The sequence below is a fragment of the Jannaschia rubra genome, assembly GCF_001403735.1.
Classification (GTDB): Bacteria; Pseudomonadota; Alphaproteobacteria; order Rhodobacterales; family Rhodobacteraceae; genus Jannaschia; species Jannaschia rubra.
Window position 1 is genome coordinate 92,230 of the sequence record NZ_CXPG01000014.1, and the last position, 19,155, is coordinate 111,384.

The 19,155-nt window shown below is 70.8% G+C and carries 20 protein-coding genes; 6 read left to right on the plus strand and 14 right to left on the minus strand.

Annotated features, from left to right (window positions below):
- Window positions 1-3: 3 nt before the first annotated feature.
- From JAN5088_RS06365 to hslO, 7 genes are read right to left on the minus strand one after another with little or no spacing between them, the layout of a single operon-like run.
- Complete coding sequence (locus JAN5088_RS06365) at window positions 4-1,227, minus strand: class I SAM-dependent RNA methyltransferase (protein WP_055681981.1); 1,224 nt, start codon at window positions 1,225-1,227, stop codon at window positions 4-6.
- A gap of 10 nt (window positions 1,228-1,237) precedes the next feature.
- Window positions 1,238-3,085 carry an ABC transporter ATP-binding protein gene (locus JAN5088_RS06370; RefSeq protein ID WP_055681982.1) on the minus strand — a complete coding sequence of 616 codons (1,848 nt, stop codon included), beginning with the start codon at window positions 3,083-3,085 and terminating at the stop codon, window positions 1,238-1,240.
- Window positions 3,082-4,950: an ABC transporter ATP-binding protein gene (locus tag JAN5088_RS06375; RefSeq protein WP_055681983.1), complete on the minus strand. Its 1,869-nt coding sequence runs from the start codon at window positions 4,948-4,950 to the stop codon at window positions 3,082-3,084. The genes JAN5088_RS06370 and JAN5088_RS06375 overlap by 4 nt, the downstream gene beginning before the upstream one ends.
- A 38-nt stretch (window positions 4,951-4,988) precedes the next feature.
- A complete protein-coding gene (locus tag JAN5088_RS06380) occupies window positions 4,989-5,576 on the minus strand; it encodes a LysE family translocator (protein ID WP_055681984.1) in 588 nt (195 codons plus the stop codon).
- The gene (locus tag JAN5088_RS06385; RefSeq protein WP_055681985.1) at window positions 5,573-6,730 is read right to left on the minus strand and encodes a CCA tRNA nucleotidyltransferase; all 1,158 of its coding nucleotides are present in this window, start codon (window positions 6,728-6,730) and stop codon (window positions 5,573-5,575) included. The genes JAN5088_RS06380 and JAN5088_RS06385 overlap by 4 nt, the downstream gene beginning before the upstream one ends.
- Window positions 6,714-7,307, minus strand: a complete 594-nt coding sequence (locus tag JAN5088_RS06390) for a CoA pyrophosphatase (RefSeq protein ID WP_233489729.1) — start codon at window positions 7,305-7,307, stop codon at window positions 6,714-6,716. The genes JAN5088_RS06385 and JAN5088_RS06390 overlap by 17 nt, the downstream gene beginning before the upstream one ends.
- A complete protein-coding gene (hslO, locus tag JAN5088_RS06395) occupies window positions 7,297-8,319 on the minus strand; it encodes an Hsp33 family molecular chaperone HslO (protein ID WP_055681987.1) in 1,023 nt (340 codons plus the stop codon). Before hslO ends, JAN5088_RS06390 begins: the two co-directional genes overlap by 11 nt.
- Window positions 8,320-8,434: 115 nt before the next feature.
- On the opposite strand from hslO, the gene JAN5088_RS06400 reads away from it, so the two are divergent.
- Window positions 8,435-8,884, plus strand: a complete 450-nt coding sequence (locus JAN5088_RS06400; RefSeq protein ID WP_055682239.1) for an NUDIX domain-containing protein — start codon at window positions 8,435-8,437, stop codon at window positions 8,882-8,884.
- 6 nt (window positions 8,885-8,890) lie between these two features.
- Here JAN5088_RS06400 and JAN5088_RS06405 read toward each other — a convergent pair whose 3' ends face one another.
- Window positions 8,891-10,141 carry a PP2C family protein-serine/threonine phosphatase gene (locus JAN5088_RS06405; RefSeq protein WP_055681988.1) on the minus strand — a complete coding sequence of 417 codons (1,251 nt, stop codon included), beginning with the start codon at window positions 10,139-10,141 and terminating at the stop codon, window positions 8,891-8,893.
- Window positions 10,142-10,286: 145 nt separating this feature from the next.
- Between JAN5088_RS06405 and JAN5088_RS06410 the strand changes: the two genes are divergently transcribed.
- Window positions 10,287-10,601 carry an Hpt domain-containing protein gene (locus JAN5088_RS06410; RefSeq protein ID WP_143114567.1) on the plus strand — a complete coding sequence of 105 codons (315 nt, stop codon included), beginning with the start codon at window positions 10,287-10,289 and terminating at the stop codon, window positions 10,599-10,601.
- An 11-nt stretch (window positions 10,602-10,612) separates the two neighbouring features.
- Here the strand turns inward: JAN5088_RS06410 and ilvA are convergent, their stop codons facing one another.
- Together ilvA and JAN5088_RS06420 are read right to left on the minus strand one after the other, a co-directional pair.
- Window positions 10,613-11,845: a threonine ammonia-lyase IlvA gene (gene ilvA, locus JAN5088_RS06415; RefSeq protein WP_055682240.1), complete on the minus strand. Its 1,233-nt coding sequence runs from the start codon at window positions 11,843-11,845 to the stop codon at window positions 10,613-10,615.
- A complete protein-coding gene (locus tag JAN5088_RS06420) occupies window positions 11,838-12,638 on the minus strand; it encodes a hypothetical protein (RefSeq protein WP_055681990.1) in 801 nt (266 codons plus the stop codon). Before JAN5088_RS06420 ends, ilvA begins: the two co-directional genes overlap by 8 nt.
- 121 nt (window positions 12,639-12,759) lie before the next feature.
- Between JAN5088_RS06420 and JAN5088_RS06425 the strand changes: the two genes are divergently transcribed.
- From JAN5088_RS06425 to msrA, 3 genes are all read left to right on the plus strand, one after another.
- On the plus strand, window positions 12,760-13,980 hold the full coding sequence (locus JAN5088_RS06425) for an argininosuccinate synthase (protein WP_055681991.1): 1,221 nt from the start codon (window positions 12,760-12,762) through the stop codon (window positions 13,978-13,980).
- A gap of 77 nt (window positions 13,981-14,057) precedes the next feature.
- Window positions 14,058-15,014 (plus strand): AbrB family transcriptional regulator, encoded by a 957-nt coding sequence (locus JAN5088_RS06430; protein WP_306455460.1) that lies wholly within the window; start codon window positions 14,058-14,060, stop codon window positions 15,012-15,014.
- Window positions 15,015-15,070: 56 nt separating this feature from the next.
- Window positions 15,071-15,691 (plus strand): peptide-methionine (S)-S-oxide reductase MsrA, encoded by a 621-nt coding sequence (gene msrA, locus JAN5088_RS06435; protein WP_055681992.1) that lies wholly within the window; start codon window positions 15,071-15,073, stop codon window positions 15,689-15,691.
- Between the two features lie 2 nt (window positions 15,692-15,693).
- Here the strand turns inward: msrA and JAN5088_RS06440 are convergent, their stop codons facing one another.
- Entirely contained in the window at window positions 15,694-16,014 is a 321-nt protein-coding gene (locus JAN5088_RS06440; protein ID WP_055681993.1) for a hypothetical protein, read from the minus strand.
- A 70-nt stretch (window positions 16,015-16,084) separates the two neighbouring features.
- Between JAN5088_RS06440 and JAN5088_RS06445 the strand changes: the two genes are divergently transcribed.
- Entirely contained in the window at window positions 16,085-17,173 is a 1,089-nt protein-coding gene (locus JAN5088_RS06445; RefSeq protein ID WP_233489731.1) for a TIGR03862 family flavoprotein, read from the plus strand.
- On the opposite strand, the gene JAN5088_RS06450 is transcribed toward JAN5088_RS06445, so the two are convergent.
- Genes JAN5088_RS06450 through JAN5088_RS06460 form a run of 3 tightly spaced genes read right to left on the minus strand, consistent with a single transcriptional unit; the run spans window position 17,158 to window position 19,141 of the window.
- Window positions 17,158-17,907: a hydroxypyruvate isomerase family protein gene (locus JAN5088_RS06450; RefSeq protein ID WP_055681995.1), complete on the minus strand. Its 750-nt coding sequence runs from the start codon at window positions 17,905-17,907 to the stop codon at window positions 17,158-17,160. The two genes, JAN5088_RS06445 and JAN5088_RS06450, sit on opposite strands and share 16 nt — an antisense overlap.
- Window positions 17,904-18,548 carry a 3-oxo-tetronate 4-phosphate decarboxylase gene (otnC, locus tag JAN5088_RS06455; protein WP_055681996.1) on the minus strand — a complete coding sequence of 215 codons (645 nt, stop codon included), beginning with the start codon at window positions 18,546-18,548 and terminating at the stop codon, window positions 17,904-17,906. Before otnC ends, JAN5088_RS06450 begins: the two co-directional genes overlap by 4 nt.
- The gene (locus JAN5088_RS06460) at window positions 18,545-19,141 is read right to left on the minus strand and encodes a glutathione S-transferase family protein (RefSeq protein WP_055681997.1); all 597 of its coding nucleotides are present in this window, start codon (window positions 19,139-19,141) and stop codon (window positions 18,545-18,547) included. Before JAN5088_RS06460 ends, otnC begins: the two co-directional genes overlap by 4 nt.
- Window positions 19,142-19,155 lie beyond the last annotated feature (14 nt).

Consider the following 19,155-nt stretch of genomic DNA (forward strand, 5'->3'; position numbering starts at 1 on the left):
GCCTCAGGTCCGGTGAAAGGTCGCGACCAGTTCCACATGGGAAGACCAGCGGAACTGGTCAACGACCGTCACCGGCCCCATGCGCCAACCCGCCGACGCGAGCGTCGCGGCATCGCGCGCGAAGGTGGCGGGGTTGCAGGAGACGAAGGCGATGGTGCGGAGCGGCGATGCGGCGAGGCGTTCCACCTGTGCGGCGGCGCCGGCGCGGGGCGGGTCGATGATGGCCGCATCGAAGGGGGCGAGGTCGTCCGCGCCCAGCGGATTGCGGAACAGGTCGCGCGTTTCGGTGGTGATCGCCTTGAGGCCCGGCGCGTGGCGGGCGGCGGCGGCGAGGGCGCCCAGGGCCGCGCGCTCCCCCTCGACCGCGTGGACGGGGGCGATGCGGGCGGCAGGGAAGGTGAAGGTGCCGCAGCCCGCAAAGAGATCGACGATCCGGGACGCGCCCGCGAGCGCCTGCGTCACGGCCGCGACCAGCGCCGCCTCGCCCTGCGGCGTGGCCTGAAGGAAGGCGCCCGGCGGCGGCGTCACCTGCGCGGGGCCGAGGGTCACGCGGGGCGGGCTCTGCTGAAGCGCCGTCTCGCCGTTCCAGCTGATGCGCGCGAAGGCGGGGGCCAGCGGGGCGAGGGCCAGCATGACATCGCGGTCGAAGGGTTTGGCGCCCTCCACCGACAGGTCGATGCCGGTGTCGGTGGCAGTGACATGCAGCGTCACCTCCGCTCCCCGCGGCGCCGCGAGGCGGGTGAGGCGCTCGAGCGCACCGAGCGCGCGCAGGATGCGGGGGTCGAGGACGCGGCAGTCGGGGATGGCGACGATCTGGGGCGAGCGGGGGACGTGGAAACCCACCTCCGCCCCCTTCTTCGTCTTGCGGCCCGAGAGCGCGGCGCGGCGGCGGGTGTTCGGGGGCGAGGTCTCGACGCCGGCAATCCGTGCCTCGATGCCTGCGCGGGCGAGGGCATCGCGGACCAGGGCGGCCTTCCAGCCCGCCACGAAGGCGTCGGAGGCGTGTTGCAGGCTGCATCCGCCGCAGCGGCGATAATGCGGACAGGGGGCGGCGACGCGGTCGGCGGACGGGGTGACGATGCGGGGCGCGGGGATGCGGCCCTCCGCGATCTCGCCGGTCACGATCTCGCCCGGCAGGCTGCGCGGCACGTGGAGGGGACCGTCCGCGATGCCGTCGCCCTGATGCCCGAGGCGGAGGATGGTATGCGCGGGCAGGTCGCCGGTCATTCTGAAACCGTCATTCTGCCACCATGTCGTCCACCCCGATGAAGCCGCCCGACTGACGCTCCCAATAGCGCGCGTAAAGCCCGCCCCGCGCCAGAAGCTGCGCGTGGGTGCCCGCTTCGACGATGCGGCCCCGGTCCATGACCACGATGCGGTCCATGCGCGCGATGGTGGACAGGCGGTGGGCGATGGCGATGACGGTCTTGTCCTGCATCACCCGCTCCAGCGCCTGCTGGATCGCGGCCTCCACCTCGCTGTCGAGCGCGCTGGTCGCCTCGTCCAGGATCAGGACGGGGGCGTCCTTGAGGATGGCGCGGGCGAGGGCGATGCGCTGGCGCTGGCCGCCCGAGAGCTTGACGCCGCGTTCGCCCAGATGCGCGTCGTAGCCGCGCCGCCCGCGGTGGTCGCGCAGGCCCTCGATGAAGCCGTGGGCTTCGGCGCTGCGGGCCGCGGCGGCCATCTCCTCCTCGGTCGCGTCGGGACGGCCGTAGAGGATGTTGTCGCGGGCGGAGCGGTTGAACATCGCCGTCTCCTGCGTGACCATGCCGATCTGGCGGCGCAGGCTGTCCTGCGCGATGTCGCGGATGTCGCACCCGTCGAGGGTGATGCGGCCGCTTTCGGGGTCGTAGAGGCGCAAGAGAAGCGCCACCAGCGTCGACTTGCCCGCGCCGGAGGCACCGACGACGCCCAGCTTCTCGCCCCGCTCCAGCGTCAGCGACAGGTCGCGGATGCCGCCCTCGCCGCGCCCGTAGGTGAAGGTCACGCCTTCCAGCGCGATGCGGCCCTCGGCCCGGTCCACCGTGACCGCGTCCGCCGCATCGGTCAGCGTCCAGCGGGGGGTGAGGGTGAGCATCCCGTCCTCCACCTCGCCCACGTTGGCGTACATCGCCATCAGGGTGAAGCTGACCCAGCCGGTCATCTGCGCGATGCGGATGGCGATGGCGCCGGCGGCCGCGATGTCGCCCGGGGTGGCCGTCCCCGCCTGCCACAGCAGGATCGCGCCGCCGATCAGGATGACGGGCAGCAATCCGGCGGTGAACATCAGCGCGAAGCGGAAGGAGGTCGAGACCTCGCCGAAGTCGATGGCCCGGTCGCGCAGCGTGGACATGGCGTCGAGGGCGGAGCGGTCCTCATGCTCGGCATGGCCGAAGAGCTTGACCGTCTTGATGTTGGTGATCGTGTCGACCACCTGCCCCGTCACCATCGCGCGCGCCGCCGCCCGCGCCTTGGACCGGCCCCGGATGCGCGGCATGAACCAGCGGATGAGGCCCAGGTATCCCACGAGCCAGAGCGTCAGCGCCGCAGCCACCCGCCAGTCGATCGCGACGAGCAGCACCGCCGACCCGATGAGGGAGGCCAGCGCGAAAGCCACCACGTTGATCGTCTCGGACGTCACCTCGGTCACGGCGCGGGCTGTCTGCATCTGCTTGGTGGCGATGCGGCCGGCGAAGTCGTCGTCGAAGAAGGTGACCGCCTGCCCCATGGTCCAGCGGTGCAGGCGCGACTGCACCAGCGGATAGACCGACGGCCCGACCGCCAGCCCGTTGAAGGCGGCGGAGGTGCCGAAGACGAGGGGGCGCAGGACGACGTAGAAAACGACGAACCCTGTCAGCAGCAGCGCGTTGCGCGCGAAATAGCCCTCCGGGCCGGCCATGGCGCTGTCGACCACGGCGCCCAGCATAAAGGCGGTCACGACCTCGGTCACGCCGGCCAGCGCCGAGGCGACGAAGGCCACCCCGATGGCGGGCCAGGCCCCGCGCAGGCACCAGCCGAAGAAGGCGCCCAGCGTCTCGGGCGGAGGGCCGAAGGCGGGCTGGAACGGCGCGATCAGCCCCGCGACCCAGGCGGCGGGACGGTTCATTCCGCCACCTGCGCCGCGTCCGTGTCCGCATCCGCGTCGGGGTCGATGAAGCCGCCGGACTGGCGGGTCCAGAACTGGGCGTAGAGGCCGCCGGAGGCGAGGAGGGCGTCGTGGGGGCCTTCCTCGACGATGCGGCCCTCGTCGATGACCAGGATGCGATCCATGGCGGCGATGGTGGACAGGCGGTGCGCGATGGCGATGACGGTCTTGCCCTCCATCATGCCGTAGAGGGTGTCCTGGATCGCGGCCTCGACCTCGCTGTCGAGCGCGCTGGTGGCCTCGTCCAGCACCAGGATCGGCGCGTCCTTGAGGATGACGCGGGCCAGCGCGATGCGTTGCCGCTGCCCGCCCGAAAGCTTGACGCCGCGTTCGCCCACGCGGGCGGCGTAGCCCCGGTTGCCCTCCGGATCCGAGAGGTCGGCGATGAAGTCGTGGGCCTGCGCCTTGGCGGCCGCCGCCTCGACCTGGGCCTCGGTGGCGCCGGCGCGGCCGTAGCGGATGTTGTCCTCGACCGAGCGGTGGAGGAGCGAGCTGTCTTGCTGGACCATGCCGATGGCGTGGCGCAGGCTGTCCTGCGTCACCTCGCGGATGTCCTGCCCGTCGATGGAGATCGTGCCGCGCTCGGGGTCGTAGAAGCGCAAGAGCAGCTTGACCAGCGTGGACTTCCCCGCCCCCGACCGCCCGATCAGCCCGACCTTCTCGCCCGGCCGGATGTGCAGCGTCAGGTCGGTCACGCCGCCCTGCGCGCCGCCATAGTGGTGCGTCACCCCGTCCATGGCGATGGCGCCTTCGGTCAGGACCAGCGGCCGGGCACCGGGCGCGTCGGTCAGCTGGATGGGTTGGGCGATGGTCTCCATCCCCTCCTCCACCACACCGAGGGAGCGGAAGAAGGACGACAGCGCCCACATGATCCAGCCGGTCATCGCGTTGAGGCGCAGCACCAGCGCGGTGGCCGCCGCGACGACGCCAACCGAGGCATGCCCGCCCAGCCAGAGGCCCACGCCCCAACCCACGACGCCCACGATCAGAAGGCCGTTCAGCGTGACCAGCGAGACGTCCATGATGGTGAAGATACGCATCTCGTTCTGGAAGGTGGTGCGCGCCTTCTCGATGGCCTCACGGGCATAGGACAGCTCCTGCCCCTCGTGCGCGAAAAGCTTGACGGAATGGATGTTGGTGTAGGCGTCGACGACGCGGCCCGTGGTGAGGGACCGCGCGTCGCTGCTGGCCTTGGAGGCGGGGCCGACGCGCGCCATCGTCCAGCGCATGAGCATCGCGTAGAGCGCGAACCAGACCGCGAGCGGGATCACCAGCCGCGGGTCCGCCACCCACAGAAGCGCCGCCGCCCCGATCAGGTAGGCCAGCGCGAAGGTGATCGCGTCGAAGACCTGGAACACGGCCTCGCCCGCCGCCGGGGGCGCCTGCATGATGCGGTTGGCGATGCGGCCTGCGAAGTCGTTCTCGAACCAGCCGATGGACTGGCGCAGCACGTGGTTGTGCGCCCGCCAGCGGATCAGCGTGCCGAAGTTGGGCAGGATCGCATTGTTGAGCAGGAGCACGTCCAGCGCCTGCAGCGCGGGCCGGACGAGGAGGACGAAGGCGACCACGCCGGCCATTTCCCAGCCGTGGTCGGCGAGGAACGTCGCGCGGTCGGTGTCCGACAGCAGGTCGACCAGCCGGCCCATGTAGGAGATGAGCCAGATCTCGACCGCCGCCACGGCGACCGCCACCACGGCCGTCGCCGCGAAGACCCGCGCGAAGGGGCGCGAGTATTCCCGCAGGAACGGCCAGAGCCGCGCGGGGGGCGTGTCGTCCTGCGCGTGGGGGGCGTAGGGGTCGACGAGATTTTCGAACAGGCGGAACATGAAACGGGGCTTTCGGGCTGGCCCCGACATATAACCCGTCAGACGAGGAAAACCATGAGGCCCGATGCGGCCAGAGCGGCGGCCATCACGCCGGTGAACACGCGCCAGGCGGCGGGCGTGGTCAGGAGCCAGGCGAGGAGCGTGCCCGCGAAGGTCCAGAACAGGCAGACGAAGAGGTTGATGCCGCTGAAGGCGGTGCCGATGCGCAGCGCCTCCCACCCCGGCGGAAGGCCGCTGGCGTGGCCCGAGGCGGCAGCCATGGCGATCATCCAGACCTTGGGGTTGACCCACTGGAACAGGACCGCCTGGAGAAACGTGAACGGCCGGTCGTGGCGCGCGGGGCCCAAGGCGGTGCGGCTGGCGCGGAGCAGCTTCCACGCCATCCAGAGGATCCAGCCCGCCGCCACGACCTGCAATGTCAGCTTGAGGACGGGCATTGCCAGAAGGAGCGCGCCCACCCCCATCGCCGTCAGCGCCGAGGTGACGCCCACCCCCGCAGCCACGCCCAGGATATGCGGGACCGTGGCGCGAAACCCGAAGCGCGCGCCGGAGGCCGTCAGCAGGATGACGTTGGGGCCGGGCGTGAAGAGGCCGGCGAAGACGAACAGGTAGAGGGGGTCGATCAAGGCGCCGCATCCCCCCGCGCGGCGGCGATCAGGGCCTCGGGGGACACATTGCCCCCGCGCGAGAGCCAGAGGGTGCGGGCGCGTTCCAGCCCCCGACCCAGGGCAGGGCCGGAGAGGGCGGGCATGAGGTCGGCGGCGGCGAGCGGAAAGGGCATCGCGGCACCTCGCCGAGCGGTGTCGAGGGCGGCAGGGTCAGGCGCCGTCTGGGTCAGCGCCGCACGGATGGCAAGCGCGTCCTGCGCGCGGGCCGCGCCCATCAGGTGCCCCAGCGCGAAGGGGGCGGTGCCGTCGCGGGCGCGGGTGGCGAGGTCGTGGACGGTGCGCGCATCGGCCTTCGACAGCCGCAGCCCGGTGACGTCGCCGCCCAGCAGCGCGAGCCGGACGCGCCAGTCGGGCGGGCCGTCCTCGGCGTTGATCAGGAGCGGCAGGGCCTCGGCCTGCGCGCCCGGCAGGACGCGTGCGAGGATGCCGGTGCGCGCCATGGCGGCCATCGCGGGCGCGGGGTCGGGGGCGGAGAGGAGCTTGCGGATCTCCTGGCCTACCCGCTCCGCGCTCAGGCGGGAGAGGCCGTCCTGCATCCTGGCGCAGGCGGCGAGGCCCTCGGCGTCCAGCCCCAAGGCCGGATCGCCGTGCCAGGCGGTGAAGCGGAAGAAACGCAGGATGCGGAGGTAATCCTCTGCGATGCGCGCGGCGGGGTCGCCGATGAACCGAACGTGGCGCGCGTGCAGGTCGGGCAGACCGCCCAGGGGGTCGATTATGGCGCCGGTGGCATCGGCATAGAGCGCATTCATGGTGAAGTCGCGCCGCGCGGCATCCTCCGTCAGGTCGTCGGAGAAGGCCACCGTGGCGCGGCGGCCGTCGGTTTCCTCGTCCCGGCGGAAGGTCGTCACCTCATGCGGCAGGCCGCCCGAGAGGACGGTGACGGTGCCGTGGTCGATGCCCGTGGGCACGGTCCGCAGCCCCGCCGCCTGCGCCAGTGCCACGACACGGTCGGGCCGCGCGTCGGTGGCGATGTCGATATCGGCCACCGCCCGCCCCAGCAGCGCGTCGCGCACGCAGCCCCCCACGGCCAGCGCGCGAGCGCCGCCGGCGGCCAGCGCCGCGAAGACGGCCTGCGTGTGCGGCGCCGTCAGCCAGTCATCCGTGATCCGCATCCATCCGATCCGCCAGCCCCCGAAGTATCCGGGCCGTCGCGCCCCAGATGTACCAGGGACCATAGGGCACGATGTAGAACCGGCGCCACTCCCCCCGCCACTGGCGGCGTTCCACGACATAGTTGGCGGGGTCGAGCACGTGGTGCAGAGGCACGGTGAAGACCTCGGCCACCTCGCCGGGTTCGGGCACCGGGTCGAAGGGCGCGACATGGGCCAGGACGGGGGTGACGGTGAAGCCGGTGACCGTCTCGTGCGAGGGAAGCCGGCCCAGGATGCGGGCGGCGGCGGAGGGCAGGCCCACCTCCTCGCTGGCCTCACGAAGTGCCGCGTCGGCGGGCGTCTCGCCCGCTTCCTGCTTGCCGCCGGGAAAGGCCACCTGGCCGGGATGGTGGCGGAGCGCCGAACTGCGCTTGGTCAGCATCAGGCGCAGGCCGTCGGGCGCATCCACCAGCGGCACGAGGACGGCGGCATCGCGCAGCAGCCGCCGCCCCGGCAGGATCACGTCGGGGTTGAGGTCAAAGTCCGACGAGGGCCGGCCCGGACGCGCCAGCGCCGCCTCGACCGCGTCAACGTCCATCGGAGGCGACATCCGGACCCTCCGTCGCCTCGAAGCCCAGGGTCGCGGGGTCGAACTCGTAATGCGCGCCGCAGAACTGGCAGTCGGCGGTGACGATGCCCTCGTCGGTCGTCATGTGGGCGATGTCCTTCCGCGAATAGATCGACAACGACTGCCGCACCTTGTCGGCCGAGCAGCTGCAGCCGAAGCGCACGGGCTGCGGGTCGAAAACGCGGGGGCCTTCCTCGTGGAACAGGCGCACCAGCAAATCGGTGGGCGCGACCGAAGGGCCGATCAGCTCCAGCTCGTCGGTGGTGTCGAGCAGGATGTTGGCGCGGTTCCAGTTCTCGCCCTCGTCCCCGTCGAGGATGTCGTCGGGGGTGAGCAGCCCGCCCTCGCCCGATCCGCCCTCGCCCTTCGCATGGGGGCTGGCCTTGGGCATGTGTTGCAGCATGACGCCGCCACCGCGCCAGCGCTCATTGTCGCCGGGCATGGTGGACTGCCCGTAGGCCAGCGCGAAGCGCGTGGGGATCTGCTCGGACTGGGCGAAATAGGTCTGCGCGCAGGCCGACAGGCTGCCGCCCGCCAGCGGCGTGATCCCTTGATAGGGAGCCATGTCCGGGCCCTGGTCGATCAGGATGGCGAAGTAGCCCTTGCCGATCAGGTCGAAGGGCTGCGCGCCCGCGGCCATGCGTTCGTCCAGCCGGTCGCGGTCGAAGCTGGCCCAGGCGCGGATGCGCGCCGCGCGGCCGTCGTCGCCGGGCGCATAATAATCCGTCGCCAGCAGCCGCGCCGGCCCGTCGCCGCGAACCTGCAGCGACAGTTTCCAGCGCAGCTTGACGGTCTGGCCGATCATCGCGGTGAGCAGCGCCATCTCGGCCACCAGCGCCTCGATCGCGGGCGGATAGTCGTGCTGGGCCAGCACCTCCTCCAGCACGCCGTCGAGGCGCGCGATGCGCCCCCGGATGTCGGAGGCGTCGAGCTGGAAGGGCAACACGGTGTCGTCCCAGATGCGGGTGGTGGCGTCGGTCATGTCGGAATTCCTCTGGTCGTCCCGCACCGGGCGGGTTTCGCGGCCCGCGCGGGGCTGGCATCATCGGCGTTCATATAGGTACCGCAAGGTCAGGACCAACCCCGATGAACGCAGCGTGATTCCCCGTCTCGGAAGCCCGGCCCGGCCGCAGGTGGCCTATCGCGCGCGGCCCGGCGCCTACGCCGTGCTGATGCGGGACGGGCGCATCCTGCTGACGCGGCAGGTGACGCCCGACGCCGACGAGCTGCAACTCCCCGGCGGCGGCATCGAACGGGGCGAGCAGCTGCGGCCCGCGCTGATCCGCGAAGTGCGGGAGGAGACTGGATACACCTGCAGCGTGGGGCGGCGGCTGGGCGCGTTCCGGCAGTTCACCTGGATGCCGGACTACGGGTTCCATGCGGAAAAGCTGTGCCACGTCTATCTCGGGCGGCCGGGCTTGTGCCTCGGGCCCGCAACGGAGGCGGGGCACCGGGCTGTCTGGCTGCGACCCGAGGCCGCGGTGTCGCGGATCGCCAGTCCCGGCAGTCGGCGCCTGCTGGCCGCGTTCCTTGCCGGCGGGCGGTGACGGCGTTCAGCCCGGGTGGCTGTCGAAGCGCAGCGCCAGCATGGAGATGTCATCCTCGAACCCGCTGATGCGCGAATGGGTCCGCAGCGCGGTCTCGATGCTGTCGACGGTGGCGAGCGCCCCGTCGGGTGCGCGGGCCAGCAGGTCCATCAACCCGTCCTCGTCCAGCATGTCGCCCCAGGTGTCGGCGCATTCGGTCAAGCCGTCGGAATAGGCGAGGAACAGATCGCCGGGTTGCAGGACCACGGTGCGACATTCGAACCGCACGTCGGGCAGCAGGCCGACGGGAGGGCCGCCGTCGCCCGCCCGCTCGATCCCGCCAGCCGCGCGGCGGACCAGCGGGTGCGGATGGCCGGCCTGGCAGAAGGTGACGACGCCGGTCACCGTGTCGACATAGGCGAGGACGGCGGTGAAATAGACGTCGCAGGCGATCTGGGACAGCATGAAGGTATTCAGGCGGTCCATCACCCGCTCGGGGCTGTCCACGTCGCGGCCGTCGTCGCGGAAGGCGATGTTGGAGCGGCGCGACGTCCAGGTGAAAAGGGAGGCTAGCCGCCCCGTCATGAGTGCGGAGGCCACGCCGTGCCCCGACACGTCGATGCAGTAAAGGCCGAAGCGCGTCGGCGAGATCGGGAAATAGCCCACGAGGTCGCCGCCGATCTGGCCCGAGGTCACGAGCCGCAGTGCCACGTCGGATCCGCCGAAGCGGCGGACCGGGTCGGGCAGGAAGGCGCGCTGGATCCGCCGCGCCTCGGCCAGGTCGCGGTCGAGTGCGTCGTTCAGCGTCATCAGGTCGTGCAGCGTCGTCTGCACCTCGTGGTTGCGATGACGCAGATCCTCCTGCATCCGCAGGATACGGCGCCCGGTGCCGATGCGCGCGCGCAGCTCCGTCAGGTCGAGAGGCCGGGTGACGAAATCATCGGCCCCCGCCTCGAGCCCCTGTGCCTTGCGCGCCCGGTCGGTCTCGGACGTCATGAGGATGACATAGGCATAGGCGTCGCGCGCCAGTTGCCGGAAGGCGCGGCAGAAATCGGGCCCGTCCATGCCCGGCATCTGCCAGTCCGACAGGATCATGCCGATTCGCCCCCCCTCGTCCGCCATGCACAGGAACAGTGCCTGCGCCGCGTCGGAGGCGGTCACGACGTCCAGCCCCATCCGCGACAGGATCGCCGACAGGAGCTGCCGCTGGGCGGCGCTGTCATCCACCACCAGTACGCGCAACGGATGGGACGCCGGCGGCGGGTCGGGTCGGGTCATCGCGTTCATCGGTACCACTGACGTCGTAAAAACAGGCGAAGGTGTGCGCGCCGAGGGTTTAAGGAGGTGTGAACGCGACAATCCGAACCTTTCCGCCCGCCGCCGTTAAGGCGCCGTTCACGGATCGGGTGCGAAACCTGCGCCCATGATTGACCGACACCGAATGGATGAGCTGGAGGCCGAGATCGGGGCGGAGGATCTGTCCTTCATCCTGTCGGTCTACCTCGATGAGGCGCGGGCCATGCTGGACCGCATGGGGCCGGCGCTCGACGCGAAGGGGCATGCGCGCGCCGTCCATTTCCTGCGCAGCGGCGCGCTCAACATGGGGCTGCGGGGGATCGCCGCGGCGGCCGAGGGGGCGGAATGTGGCGGACCGGCCGACCGGCTGGGCTGCACGGACTGCCTGCGCCGGGCGCTGAGCGCGACGGCGGAAGCGATCCGGGACCGGCAGATGGCGTGACGCGGCGCGGCTCAGATCACCAGTTCGCCCAGCAGCGGATCGTCGGTCAGGTCGCGTGACGCGAGGCCGAGATCGGCCATCCGGTGCTCCAGCCTCTCGAAGGCCTCGGGGCCGGTGCTCTCGATCCCGATGAGGACGCTGCCGAAGTTGCGTGCGGATTTCTTGAGGTACTCGAACCGTGCGATGTCGTCGTCGGGGCCCAGGATGTCGAGGAAGTCGCGCAACGCGCCGGGGCGCTGCGGCATCCGCAGGACGTAGTATTTCTTGAGGCCCGCGAACCGCATCGCGCGTTCCTTGACCTCGGGCAGGCGCTCGAAATCGAAGTTGCCGCCGGTTGCCACGCAGACGACGCGCCGGCCGGCGATCTCGGGGCCGAGGTCGCGAAGCGCGTCGATGGAGAGGGCGCCCGCAGGCTCCAGCACGATGCCTTCCGTGTTGAGCATCTCCTGGATGGTGATGCAGAGCCGGTTCTCGGGGATGCGCAGGACGTGCTGCGGCGGCACCTGGCGCAGGATGTCGAAGGGCCGCACGCCGATCCGGGCCACCGCCGCGCCGTCGACGAAGCTGTCGAGCGTGGGCAGCGTGACCGGCGCACCGTCCGCCAACGCGGCGGCGAGGCTGGCCCCGCCCGCAGGCTCCACATAGCGGATGTCGGGCACGATGCCGCGGGCGCGGAAATAGGCCAGCATCCCCGCCGAAAGGCCGCCGCCGCCCACCGGCAGCACGACCATGTCCGCGGGTTCGGGCATCTGGGTCAGCATCTCGACCGCGACGGAGGCCTGCCCCTCGATCACATCGTCGTCGTCGAAGGGCGACAGGAAATGCGCGCCGGTCTCATCGCAGAAGGCCTGCGCCGCGGCGAGGGTGGCGTCGAAGAAATCGCCGGTCAGGCGGATCTCGACCCGGTCGCCGCCGAACAGCCGGGTCTTGCGGATCTTCTGGCCGGGCGTGGTCACGGGCATGAAGATCGTGCCCTCGACCCCCAAGTGCCGGCACATCCAGGCCACGCCCTGCGCGTGGTTGCCGGCGCTCGCGCAGGCGACCCGGCCGCCGCCGAGCTTGCGCATGGCGTTGAACGCGCCGCGCAACTTGTAGGATCGCACCGGCGTCAGATCCTCGCGCTTGAGCCAGATGTCGGCGTCGTACCGGTCCGACAGATAGTCGTTCCGCGTCAGCGGCGTCTCGGGAAAGACGTCGCGCATGGCTGCGGTGGCGGCCTCGGCCCGGGTGGCGAAGTCAGTCAAGGCGCCGGCCTTCCACAAAGTGGCCATAGAGCGTGCTGAGGACGCTGATCCCCAGCATCAGGAGGATCCAGCTGATGACGAAGTTGTAGAGCATCGCGACCGGACCGGGCGCGGACAAGGCCTCGACCGCGGCGGCGGGGTCCGACAGGTCCGCCCCGCCCATCGCATCGATGAGCGCCGGCACCTGCAGGAGAAGCGCGGCGAGATAGGTCAGGATGGCCAGCAGGACGACCGTGCCCGACTGGCCCTTGGTGGCCTGCCACGCCTGGGTCAGCGTGAGCGGGCGGCCGATGGCGCCCGCGGGCAGGATGAGGCCCAGCCGGTAGCTGAGGATGATCGACAGGATCACGACGAGCGGGATGGCCACGAACGGCAGGATCGGCGCGACCAGGAGGAGCGTCGCGATCCCCACCGCCGACAGGATCAGGACGATGAGGATGGACCGGCCGAGGTACCCCAGCATCTCGCGCCCCCGGAGCGGCGGAACCCACGATGCGCCGCCCTCCGCCAGAAGGACGAAGCGGTGCCAGGCGACGGCGATCCAGACGAAAGCCAGCGTCTGCACGAAAAGCGTCAGGAAGACCGCCGTTACCGAGCCCTCGGGCAGGGCCGGGAGGGCGCCGGGGTCCGCCTCCGGATCGAAGGTGGCGATGGCCTCCATGTCGACCGTGCCCGCAAACCAGAGGTTCACCGCAATGAAGGCCGCATATGGCAGCGCCGAAACCCGCAGCGCCGCGCCCAGGTTGTCGACGATCAGCATGACCGCGCGCTTGAAGATGTTCCAGCTCAGCATCGCTGCCCCCTGTCCTGTTCGGGTCGCACTATGCCGTCCGCCCCCCGGCGGTCAACGCCGGCGCGACTTGCGGGGCATCGGCCGATGGCCTACGCCCGTGGCCGAGCAATCGGAGATACGCATGGACGCCCCCAAGAAAGTCGTGCTCGCCTATTCCGGCGGGCTGGATACCTCGATCATCCTGAAGTGGCTGCAGACGGAATACGGCTGCGAGGTCGTGACCTTCACCGCCGACCTGGGCCAGGGCGAGGAACTGGAGCCCGCGCGCAGGAAGGCCGAGATGATGGGCGCCACGTCGATCCATATCGAGGATCTGCGCGAGGAATTCGTGCGTGACTTCGTCTTCCCGATGTTCCGCGCCAATGCGCTCTACGAAGGGCTCTATCTGCTGGGCACCTCGATCGCGCGGCCGCTGATCTCCAAGCGGCTGGTCGAGATCGCCGCCGAGGAGGGCGCGGATGCCGTGGCCCATGGCGCGACCGGCAAGGGCAACGATCAGGTCCGGTTCGAGCTTGCGGCCTATGCTCTCAACCCCGACATCAAGGTCATCGCGCCCTGGCGGCTGTGGGACCTCACGTCGCGCACGAAGCTTCTGGAATTCGCCGAGAAGAACCAGATCCCCATCGCCAAGGACAAGCGCGGCGAGGCGCCGTTCAGCGTGGACGCGAACCTCCTCCACACCTCCTCCGAGGGCAAGGTGCTCGAGGATCCGGCGCGGGAGGCGCCGGATTACGTCTATCAGCGCACCGTCGACCCGGAGGCCGCGCCCGACACGCCGGAGTTCGTCGAGATCACCTTCGAGCGGGGCGACGCCGTGGCCATCGACGGCCAGGTGATGACCCCCGCAGCCATCCTGACGCGCCTGAACGAATTGGGCGGACGGCACGGGGTCGGGCGGCTCGACCTGGTGGAGAACCGCTTCGTGGGCATGAAGTCGCGCGGCATCTACGAGACGCCCGGCGGCACCCTGCTCCTCGAGGCGCACCGCGGGATCGAGCAGATCACGCTCGACACGGGCGCGGGGCACCTGAAGGACAGCATGATGCCGCGCTACGCCGAGGTGATCTACAACGGCTTCTGGTTCTCGCCCGAGCGCGAGATGATGCAGGCGCTGATCGACAAGTCGCAGGAACATGTCTGCGGGACCGTCCGGCTCAAGCTCTACAAGGGATCGGCACGGACGGTGGCGCGGTGGTCGGACCATTCGCTCTATTCGGAGGCGCATGTGACCTTCGAGGACGATGCGGGCGCCTACGACCAGCGCGACGCCAAGGGATTCATCCACCTGAACGCGCTGCGGCTCAAGCTGGTGGCGAACCGGAACCGGCGGGTCCGAAGCTGAGGGCGCTGCCACGCATCGTCCTGACCTTCGCGGTCAGCGCGGCGGGGGCCGCGGGCTTCAGGGCAGCGGGACTTCCGCTGCCCTTTCTGCTGGGGCCGATGCTCGCCTGCCTGGCCGTGGCGCTGATGGGGGTCAGGTTGGCGACCTGGACGCCGCTCACCGACACCATGCGGACGATCCTCGGCGTGGCGGTCGGCGCTTCCTTCACCCCCGCGATCGTCGGGCGGATGGGGGACATGGTGGCCTCGCTCGCGCTGGTTCCGCTGTTCCTGCTGGTCTGCGGGGCGCTGGGCTATCCCTATCTGCGGCGCATCGCGGGGTTCGACGCGCCCACGGCCTTCTATTCGGCAATGCCCGGCGGCTTGCAGGACATGCTGCTGTTCGGGGAGGAGGCCGGCGGCGATCCGCGCGCCATGTCGCTGCTGCATGCGACGCGGGTGCTGATGATCGTGACGATCCTGCCGCTGGCGCTCTGGCTCTACTGGGGCATCGACCTGTCGCAGCCCCCCGGCGCCGGGGCCGCGGACCTGCCTTGGCAGGAGCTGACCGTGATGGCCGTCGCGGGCATCCTCGGCTGGCGGCTGGCGCGGGCCGTGGGCATGTTCGGGGCCTCGATCCTGGGGCCGATGATCCTGACCGCCGCGCTGACGCTGGCCGGGGTCATCCAGCATCGCCCGCCGGCCGAGGCGATCCAGGCCGCGCAGTTCTTCATCGGCATGGTGGTCGGCGTGAAGTACACCGGCATCACCCTGGCCGAGGTGCGCCGCATCCTGCTGGTGGGTTTGGGCCATGCGGCGATCCTGGGCGCGGTGGCGGCCGTCTTTGCCGAAGCGGCGCTGGGCTTCGGCCTCGCGCCGCCGCTCGACGCGATCCTGGCCTTCGCGCCTGGCGGACAGGCGGAAATGGCAGTCATCGCCATCGTCGCGGGGGCCGACGTGGCCTATGTCATCACGCACCATGTCCTGCGCATCGTCGTGGTGATCGTGGGCGCGCCGCTGGTGTTCCGCTGGCTCAAGGTCACGCGACCGCGATGAAACGTCATTGGCCCGCGGCGCGTTCGCGGGGCAGAAGATCCGCAAAAGGAGCCGCCATGTCCATCTTCCGCACCCTGTCCCTCGCCGCCGCCCTGTTCGCCGCCCCCTCCGCCTGGGCCGAGACCGCCACGGTCGCGGGCGGCTGTTTCTGGTGCGTCGAGGCCGATTTCGAATCGGTGCAGGGCGTGGGCGATGCCGTCTCGGGCTTTGCCGGCGGCACGACGCCCGACCCCGAATACGGCAACTCCGGCGATCATCTGGAGGCGGTGACGATCCCCTTCGACGAGGACGTCATCAGCTATCGCCAGATCCTCGACCTGTTCTTCCGCTCCGTCGACCCGCTCGACGCGGGCGGGCAGTTCTGCGACCGGGGCATAGAATACACCACTGCTGTCTTCGTGGACGGGCCGGAGCAGCGCACGGTGGCCGAGGCCGCCAAGGCCGATGCCGAGGCGGCGCTGGGCCAGACGATCGTGACGCCGATCCTGGACGCGGGCGAATTCTACCCGGTGGGCGCCTATCATCAGGACTACTACAAATCCGACGACCGCCTCGCGTTCAGCTCGGTCGGTCTCGCCGTGCCGAAGAAGGTCGCCTACAAGCGCTACCGCGACGGCTGCGGCCGGGATGCGCGGGTGCGCGAGGTCTGGGGCGACGCGGCGCCCTTCGCGGGCTGAGGTCAGCGGCGCTTCCACCCGCGCCGGGCGCCTGGCGTCTTGCTGTGGAAATCGGCGGGGCGCTTGCGGACCCAGGCGATGAACCTGGCCAGCCGGGGATTGCTCCGCAGCGCCTCGGGCGTGTTCCAGAGCCGGGCGAGTTCCGCCTCCGACGCGGTGGCGTGGATCTCGTTGTGGCAGATCTGGTGCATCAGGACCGTGGGCCCGCCCTTCCCGCCGCGCAGCTTGGGGACGAGGTGATGCAGGCTCTGCGGCGTGCCGGGCAGGATCGGCCGCTGGCAAAGCGCGCAGATGGGCTGGTCCGCAGGGTCGTCGTCTGACATTCCCGGCAGGATGGAGCAGGTCGCACCAAAGGCAAGGGTCGCCGTCATCGGCGCGGGCCCGGCGGGATTGATGGCCGCCGAGGTGGCCGCGCGTGCGGGTTGCACGGTCGAGATTTTCGACCACATGCCCAGCCCCGCGCGCAAGTTCCTGATGGCGGGCAAGTCGGGCCTGAACATCACGGCCGAGGGGCTGGGCCCCGACGTCTATGCCTGCCCGCCGCTCCGTCCGATGATCGGGGCCTTCGGCGCGCCCGAGGTTCGGGAGTGGATGGCAGGCCTCGGGCAGTCGTCCTTCGTAGGCTCGACCGGGCGTGTGTTTCCCGTGGCGATGAAGGCCTCGCCCCTGCTGCGCGCCTGGCTCGCCCGGCTGGACGGGGCGGGGGTGCGGTTGCACCGCCGGGTGCGGTGGACGGGGTGGAACGGCACGACGCTGACCTTCGCGAGCGAGCCCGATGCGACCTTCGACGCGACGGTGCTGGCCATGGGCGGGGCGTCGTGGCGCAGGCTCGGGTCCGACGGCGCATGGGCGGCGGCGCTGGCGGGGCATGTGGCGGCCTTCGCGCCGTCGAACGTGGGATTCCGCGTCGACTGGTCGGACCACATGACGCGGCACTTCGGGGCCGCGGTCAAGAACACCGGCCTGATCGTCAATGGCCGGACGTATCGCGGCGAGTTCACCGTCTCGGCCCGGGGGCTGGAGGGCGGCGGGCTCTATCCCCTGACGCCGCTTCTGCGCGGCGGGGCGGCGCTGGCGCTCGACCTGAAGCCCGACATGGACCTCGCGCGCATCCGCGACCGTCTGGCGCGGCGGGGGCGCGACAGCCTGTCGAACCATCTTCGTAAGGCGCTGCGCCTCGACCCGGTGCAGATCGCGCTCCTGCGCGAGTGGGGCGGGGCGCCGGACGATCTGGCGCCCTGCATCAAGCGCCTGCCCGTCCCGCTGTTGGGGCCCCGACCGCTGGACGAGGCGATCTCGACCGCGGGCGGCCTGCGATGGGACGCGGTAGACGAGGGCCTGATGCTGAAGCATCGCCCCGGCACCTTCGCTGCGGGCGAGATGCTGGACTGGGAGGCGCCGACGGGGGGCTACCTGCTGACCGCCTGCCTCGCCACCGGCGCCTGGGCCGGGCGGCATGCGGCGGATTACGCCCGGCGGTAGCGGTCCATCCAGCCCAGCGTCGCGCCGGTATCGCCGCGGGGCTTGTACTCCGCCCCCAGCGGCGCCTCCCAGCCGAGGCGCGCGATTTCGGCGAACACATGGTCGTAGGACAGCTCCCCCCCGTTGGGCGGACCCCGGTCGGGAACCGAGGCGAACTGGATGTGGCCCGTCACAGCCAGGCAGTCGCGCAGCTGCCGCGTCAGGTCGCCGCCCATGATCTGAAGGTGGTAGCAGTCGAACATCAGCTTGACGTTGGGGCGATCCACGGTGGCGATGATGTCGCGCGCCTGCGCCGAGGTGCTCAGGAAATAGCCCGGGGCATCGTGACGGTTCAGCGGCTCGATCAGGACGGTCAGGTCAGGCGCCGCGTCGCAGGCATGGCGCAGGTTGCCGACGAAGGCGTCGCGCGCCGCCTCGCCTTCGGAAAATCCGGCCATGACATGCACCGCGCCTGCCTCGATCTCGTGCGCGTAGGTGATGGCCTGGTCGATGGCGGCCCGCGCCTCCTCCACCCGGTCCGGCAGGGCCGACAGGCCGTTGCCCTCGCCCCGCACCGTATTGATCCCGAGCGCGGGCAGGCCCGTCTCCTCCAGCGCGGCGCGGAGATCCGCGGCGGGGGTGTCGTAGGGCCAATGGAACTCCACCGCGTCGAAACCCGCCGCATGGGCCGCACGGACGGCGTCGGGCAGCGGCAGGTCGGTCCAGAGAAACCCGAGGTTGGCCGAGAATTTCATGCGTCCCACTCCACGTCGAAAGTATCCACGACGCGGCGGACCTGCGCCTCCGTCAGGCTGCGCGGCCCCATGCCCCGAGTCAGAAGGGCAAGCTGCGCCGTCGCCTCCAGCTCCTCGATGGCGTTGCAGGCGGCCTCCACATCGCGGCCGGCGACCACGGGGCCGTGGTTGGCCAGCATCACTGCCGAGCGCTTGCCCGCAAGTCCGCGCACCGCCTGCCCCATCGCCGGATCGCCCGGCAGGAAGAACGGAAGCAGTGTCACCCGGCCCAGTTGCATCACCGCATAGGGTGTGAGCGGCGGCAGGAAATCCTCGCCCGGCTCCGACAGGAGCGACAGGGCGACGGAATGGCAGGAATGGAGGTGCACCACCGCCCCCGCGGTGCCGCGCGTGTCGTAGAAGGCGGTGTGCAGCGGCATCTCCTTGGTGGGGCGGTCGCCGTCGACGTGCCGGCCGCCTGCGTCGAAGCGCGCCAGCCGCGCGGGGTCGAGCCGCCCAAAGCTGGTTCCCGTCGGTGACACCAGCAGGCCGCCGTCGCCCGTCCGGGCCGAGATGTTGCCCGTGGACCCATGCGTCAGCCCGCGCTCGAACAGCGACCGTGCCAGCAGGCAGATGCGTTCGCGCAAGGCGGCCTCGGTCATTCCGCACGCCCCCGGTCCAGCGCGCGGCGGAAGGCCGGTCGCGCGCGCATCAGGGTCATGTGGGCGCGCAGGCCGTCGGGCAGGTCGAACGACAGCCCCGCGGCCCAGCCGCAGCAATGGGCGAGCAGGATGTCGGGGATCAGGGGATCGTCGCCCATGAGGAACGGCCCGTCGCCCAGAAGATCGTCCATCACGGCGGCGTACTGCGCGAACTGCCAGCGCAGGCTGTCCTTGACGGCCGGGACGCGATGTTCCTCGGGCAGGACGAAGCTGTGCTTGGCGTAGCTCCAGAGGACGGCGTCGAAGGTCTCGTTGAGGGTGTTGGTCAGCGCGTCCTGACGGGCGCGCGCATGGCTGCCGGCGGGATGGGTGAAGCCGCCGTGCCGGTCGGCGAGGAAGGTCATCATGGCGACCGAGTCGAAGATCGCGCCCTCGGGCGTCTCCAGCACCGGGATCTTGCCCAGCGGCGAGACGGCATGGGCCTCCGCGCTGCGGGGGGCGGTCGGGACAAAGTCGTAATCGAGGCCCAGTTCCTCCAGCAGCCAGAGTGGGCGCAGCGCGCGGCTCTTGATCTGGCCATGAAGTCGATACATCGCGGGCGGTCCCT

Excerpts from the sequence above, each read along its gene's own strand:
- JAN5088_RS06370 (WP_055681982.1), bottom strand. The coding sequence starts at position 3,085 with ATGAACCGTCCCGCCGCCTGGGTCGCGGGGCTGATCGCGCCGTTCCAG.
- JAN5088_RS06375 (WP_055681983.1), bottom strand. The coding sequence starts at position 4,950 with ATGTTCCGCCTGTTCGAAAATCTCGTCGACCCCTACGCCCCCCACGCG.
- JAN5088_RS06390 (WP_233489729.1), bottom strand. The coding sequence starts at position 7,307 with ATGGACGTTGACGCGGTCGAGGCGGCGCTGGCGCGTCCGGGCCGGCCC.
- JAN5088_RS06420 (WP_055681990.1), bottom strand. The coding sequence starts at position 12,638 with ATGCTGAGCTGGAACATCTTCAAGCGCGCGGTCATGCTGATCGTCGAC.
- otnC (WP_055681996.1), bottom strand. The coding sequence starts at position 18,548 with ATGACCGAGGCCGCCTTGCGCGAACGCATCTGCCTGCTGGCACGGTCG.
- JAN5088_RS06385 (WP_055681985.1), bottom strand. The coding sequence starts at position 6,730 with ATGCGGATCACGGATGACTGGCTGACGGCGCCGCACACGCAGGCCGTC.
- JAN5088_RS06405 (WP_055681988.1), bottom strand. The coding sequence starts at position 10,141 with ATGACCCGACCCGACCCGCCGCCGGCGTCCCATCCGTTGCGCGTACTG.
- JAN5088_RS06460 (WP_055681997.1), bottom strand. The coding sequence starts at position 19,141 with ATGTATCGACTTCATGGCCAGATCAAGAGCCGCGCGCTGCGCCCACTC.
- JAN5088_RS06425 (WP_055681991.1), top strand. The coding sequence starts at position 12,760 with ATGGACGCCCCCAAGAAAGTCGTGCTCGCCTATTCCGGCGGGCTGGAT.
- JAN5088_RS06365 (WP_055681981.1), bottom strand. The coding sequence starts at position 1,227 with ATGACCGGCGACCTGCCCGCGCATACCATCCTCCGCCTCGGGCATCAG.
- JAN5088_RS06445 (WP_233489731.1), top strand. The coding sequence starts at position 16,085 with ATGGCCGCCGAGGTGGCCGCGCGTGCGGGTTGCACGGTCGAGATTTTC.
- JAN5088_RS06450 (WP_055681995.1), bottom strand. The coding sequence starts at position 17,907 with ATGAAATTCTCGGCCAACCTCGGGTTTCTCTGGACCGACCTGCCGCTG.
- hslO (WP_055681987.1), bottom strand. The coding sequence starts at position 8,319 with ATGACCGACGCCACCACCCGCATCTGGGACGACACCGTGTTGCCCTTC.
- JAN5088_RS06440 (WP_055681993.1), bottom strand. The coding sequence starts at position 16,014 with ATGTCAGACGACGACCCTGCGGACCAGCCCATCTGCGCGCTTTGCCAG.
- JAN5088_RS06410 (WP_143114567.1), top strand. The coding sequence starts at position 10,287 with ATGATTGACCGACACCGAATGGATGAGCTGGAGGCCGAGATCGGGGCG.
- msrA (WP_055681992.1), top strand. The coding sequence starts at position 15,071 with ATGTCCATCTTCCGCACCCTGTCCCTCGCCGCCGCCCTGTTCGCCGCC.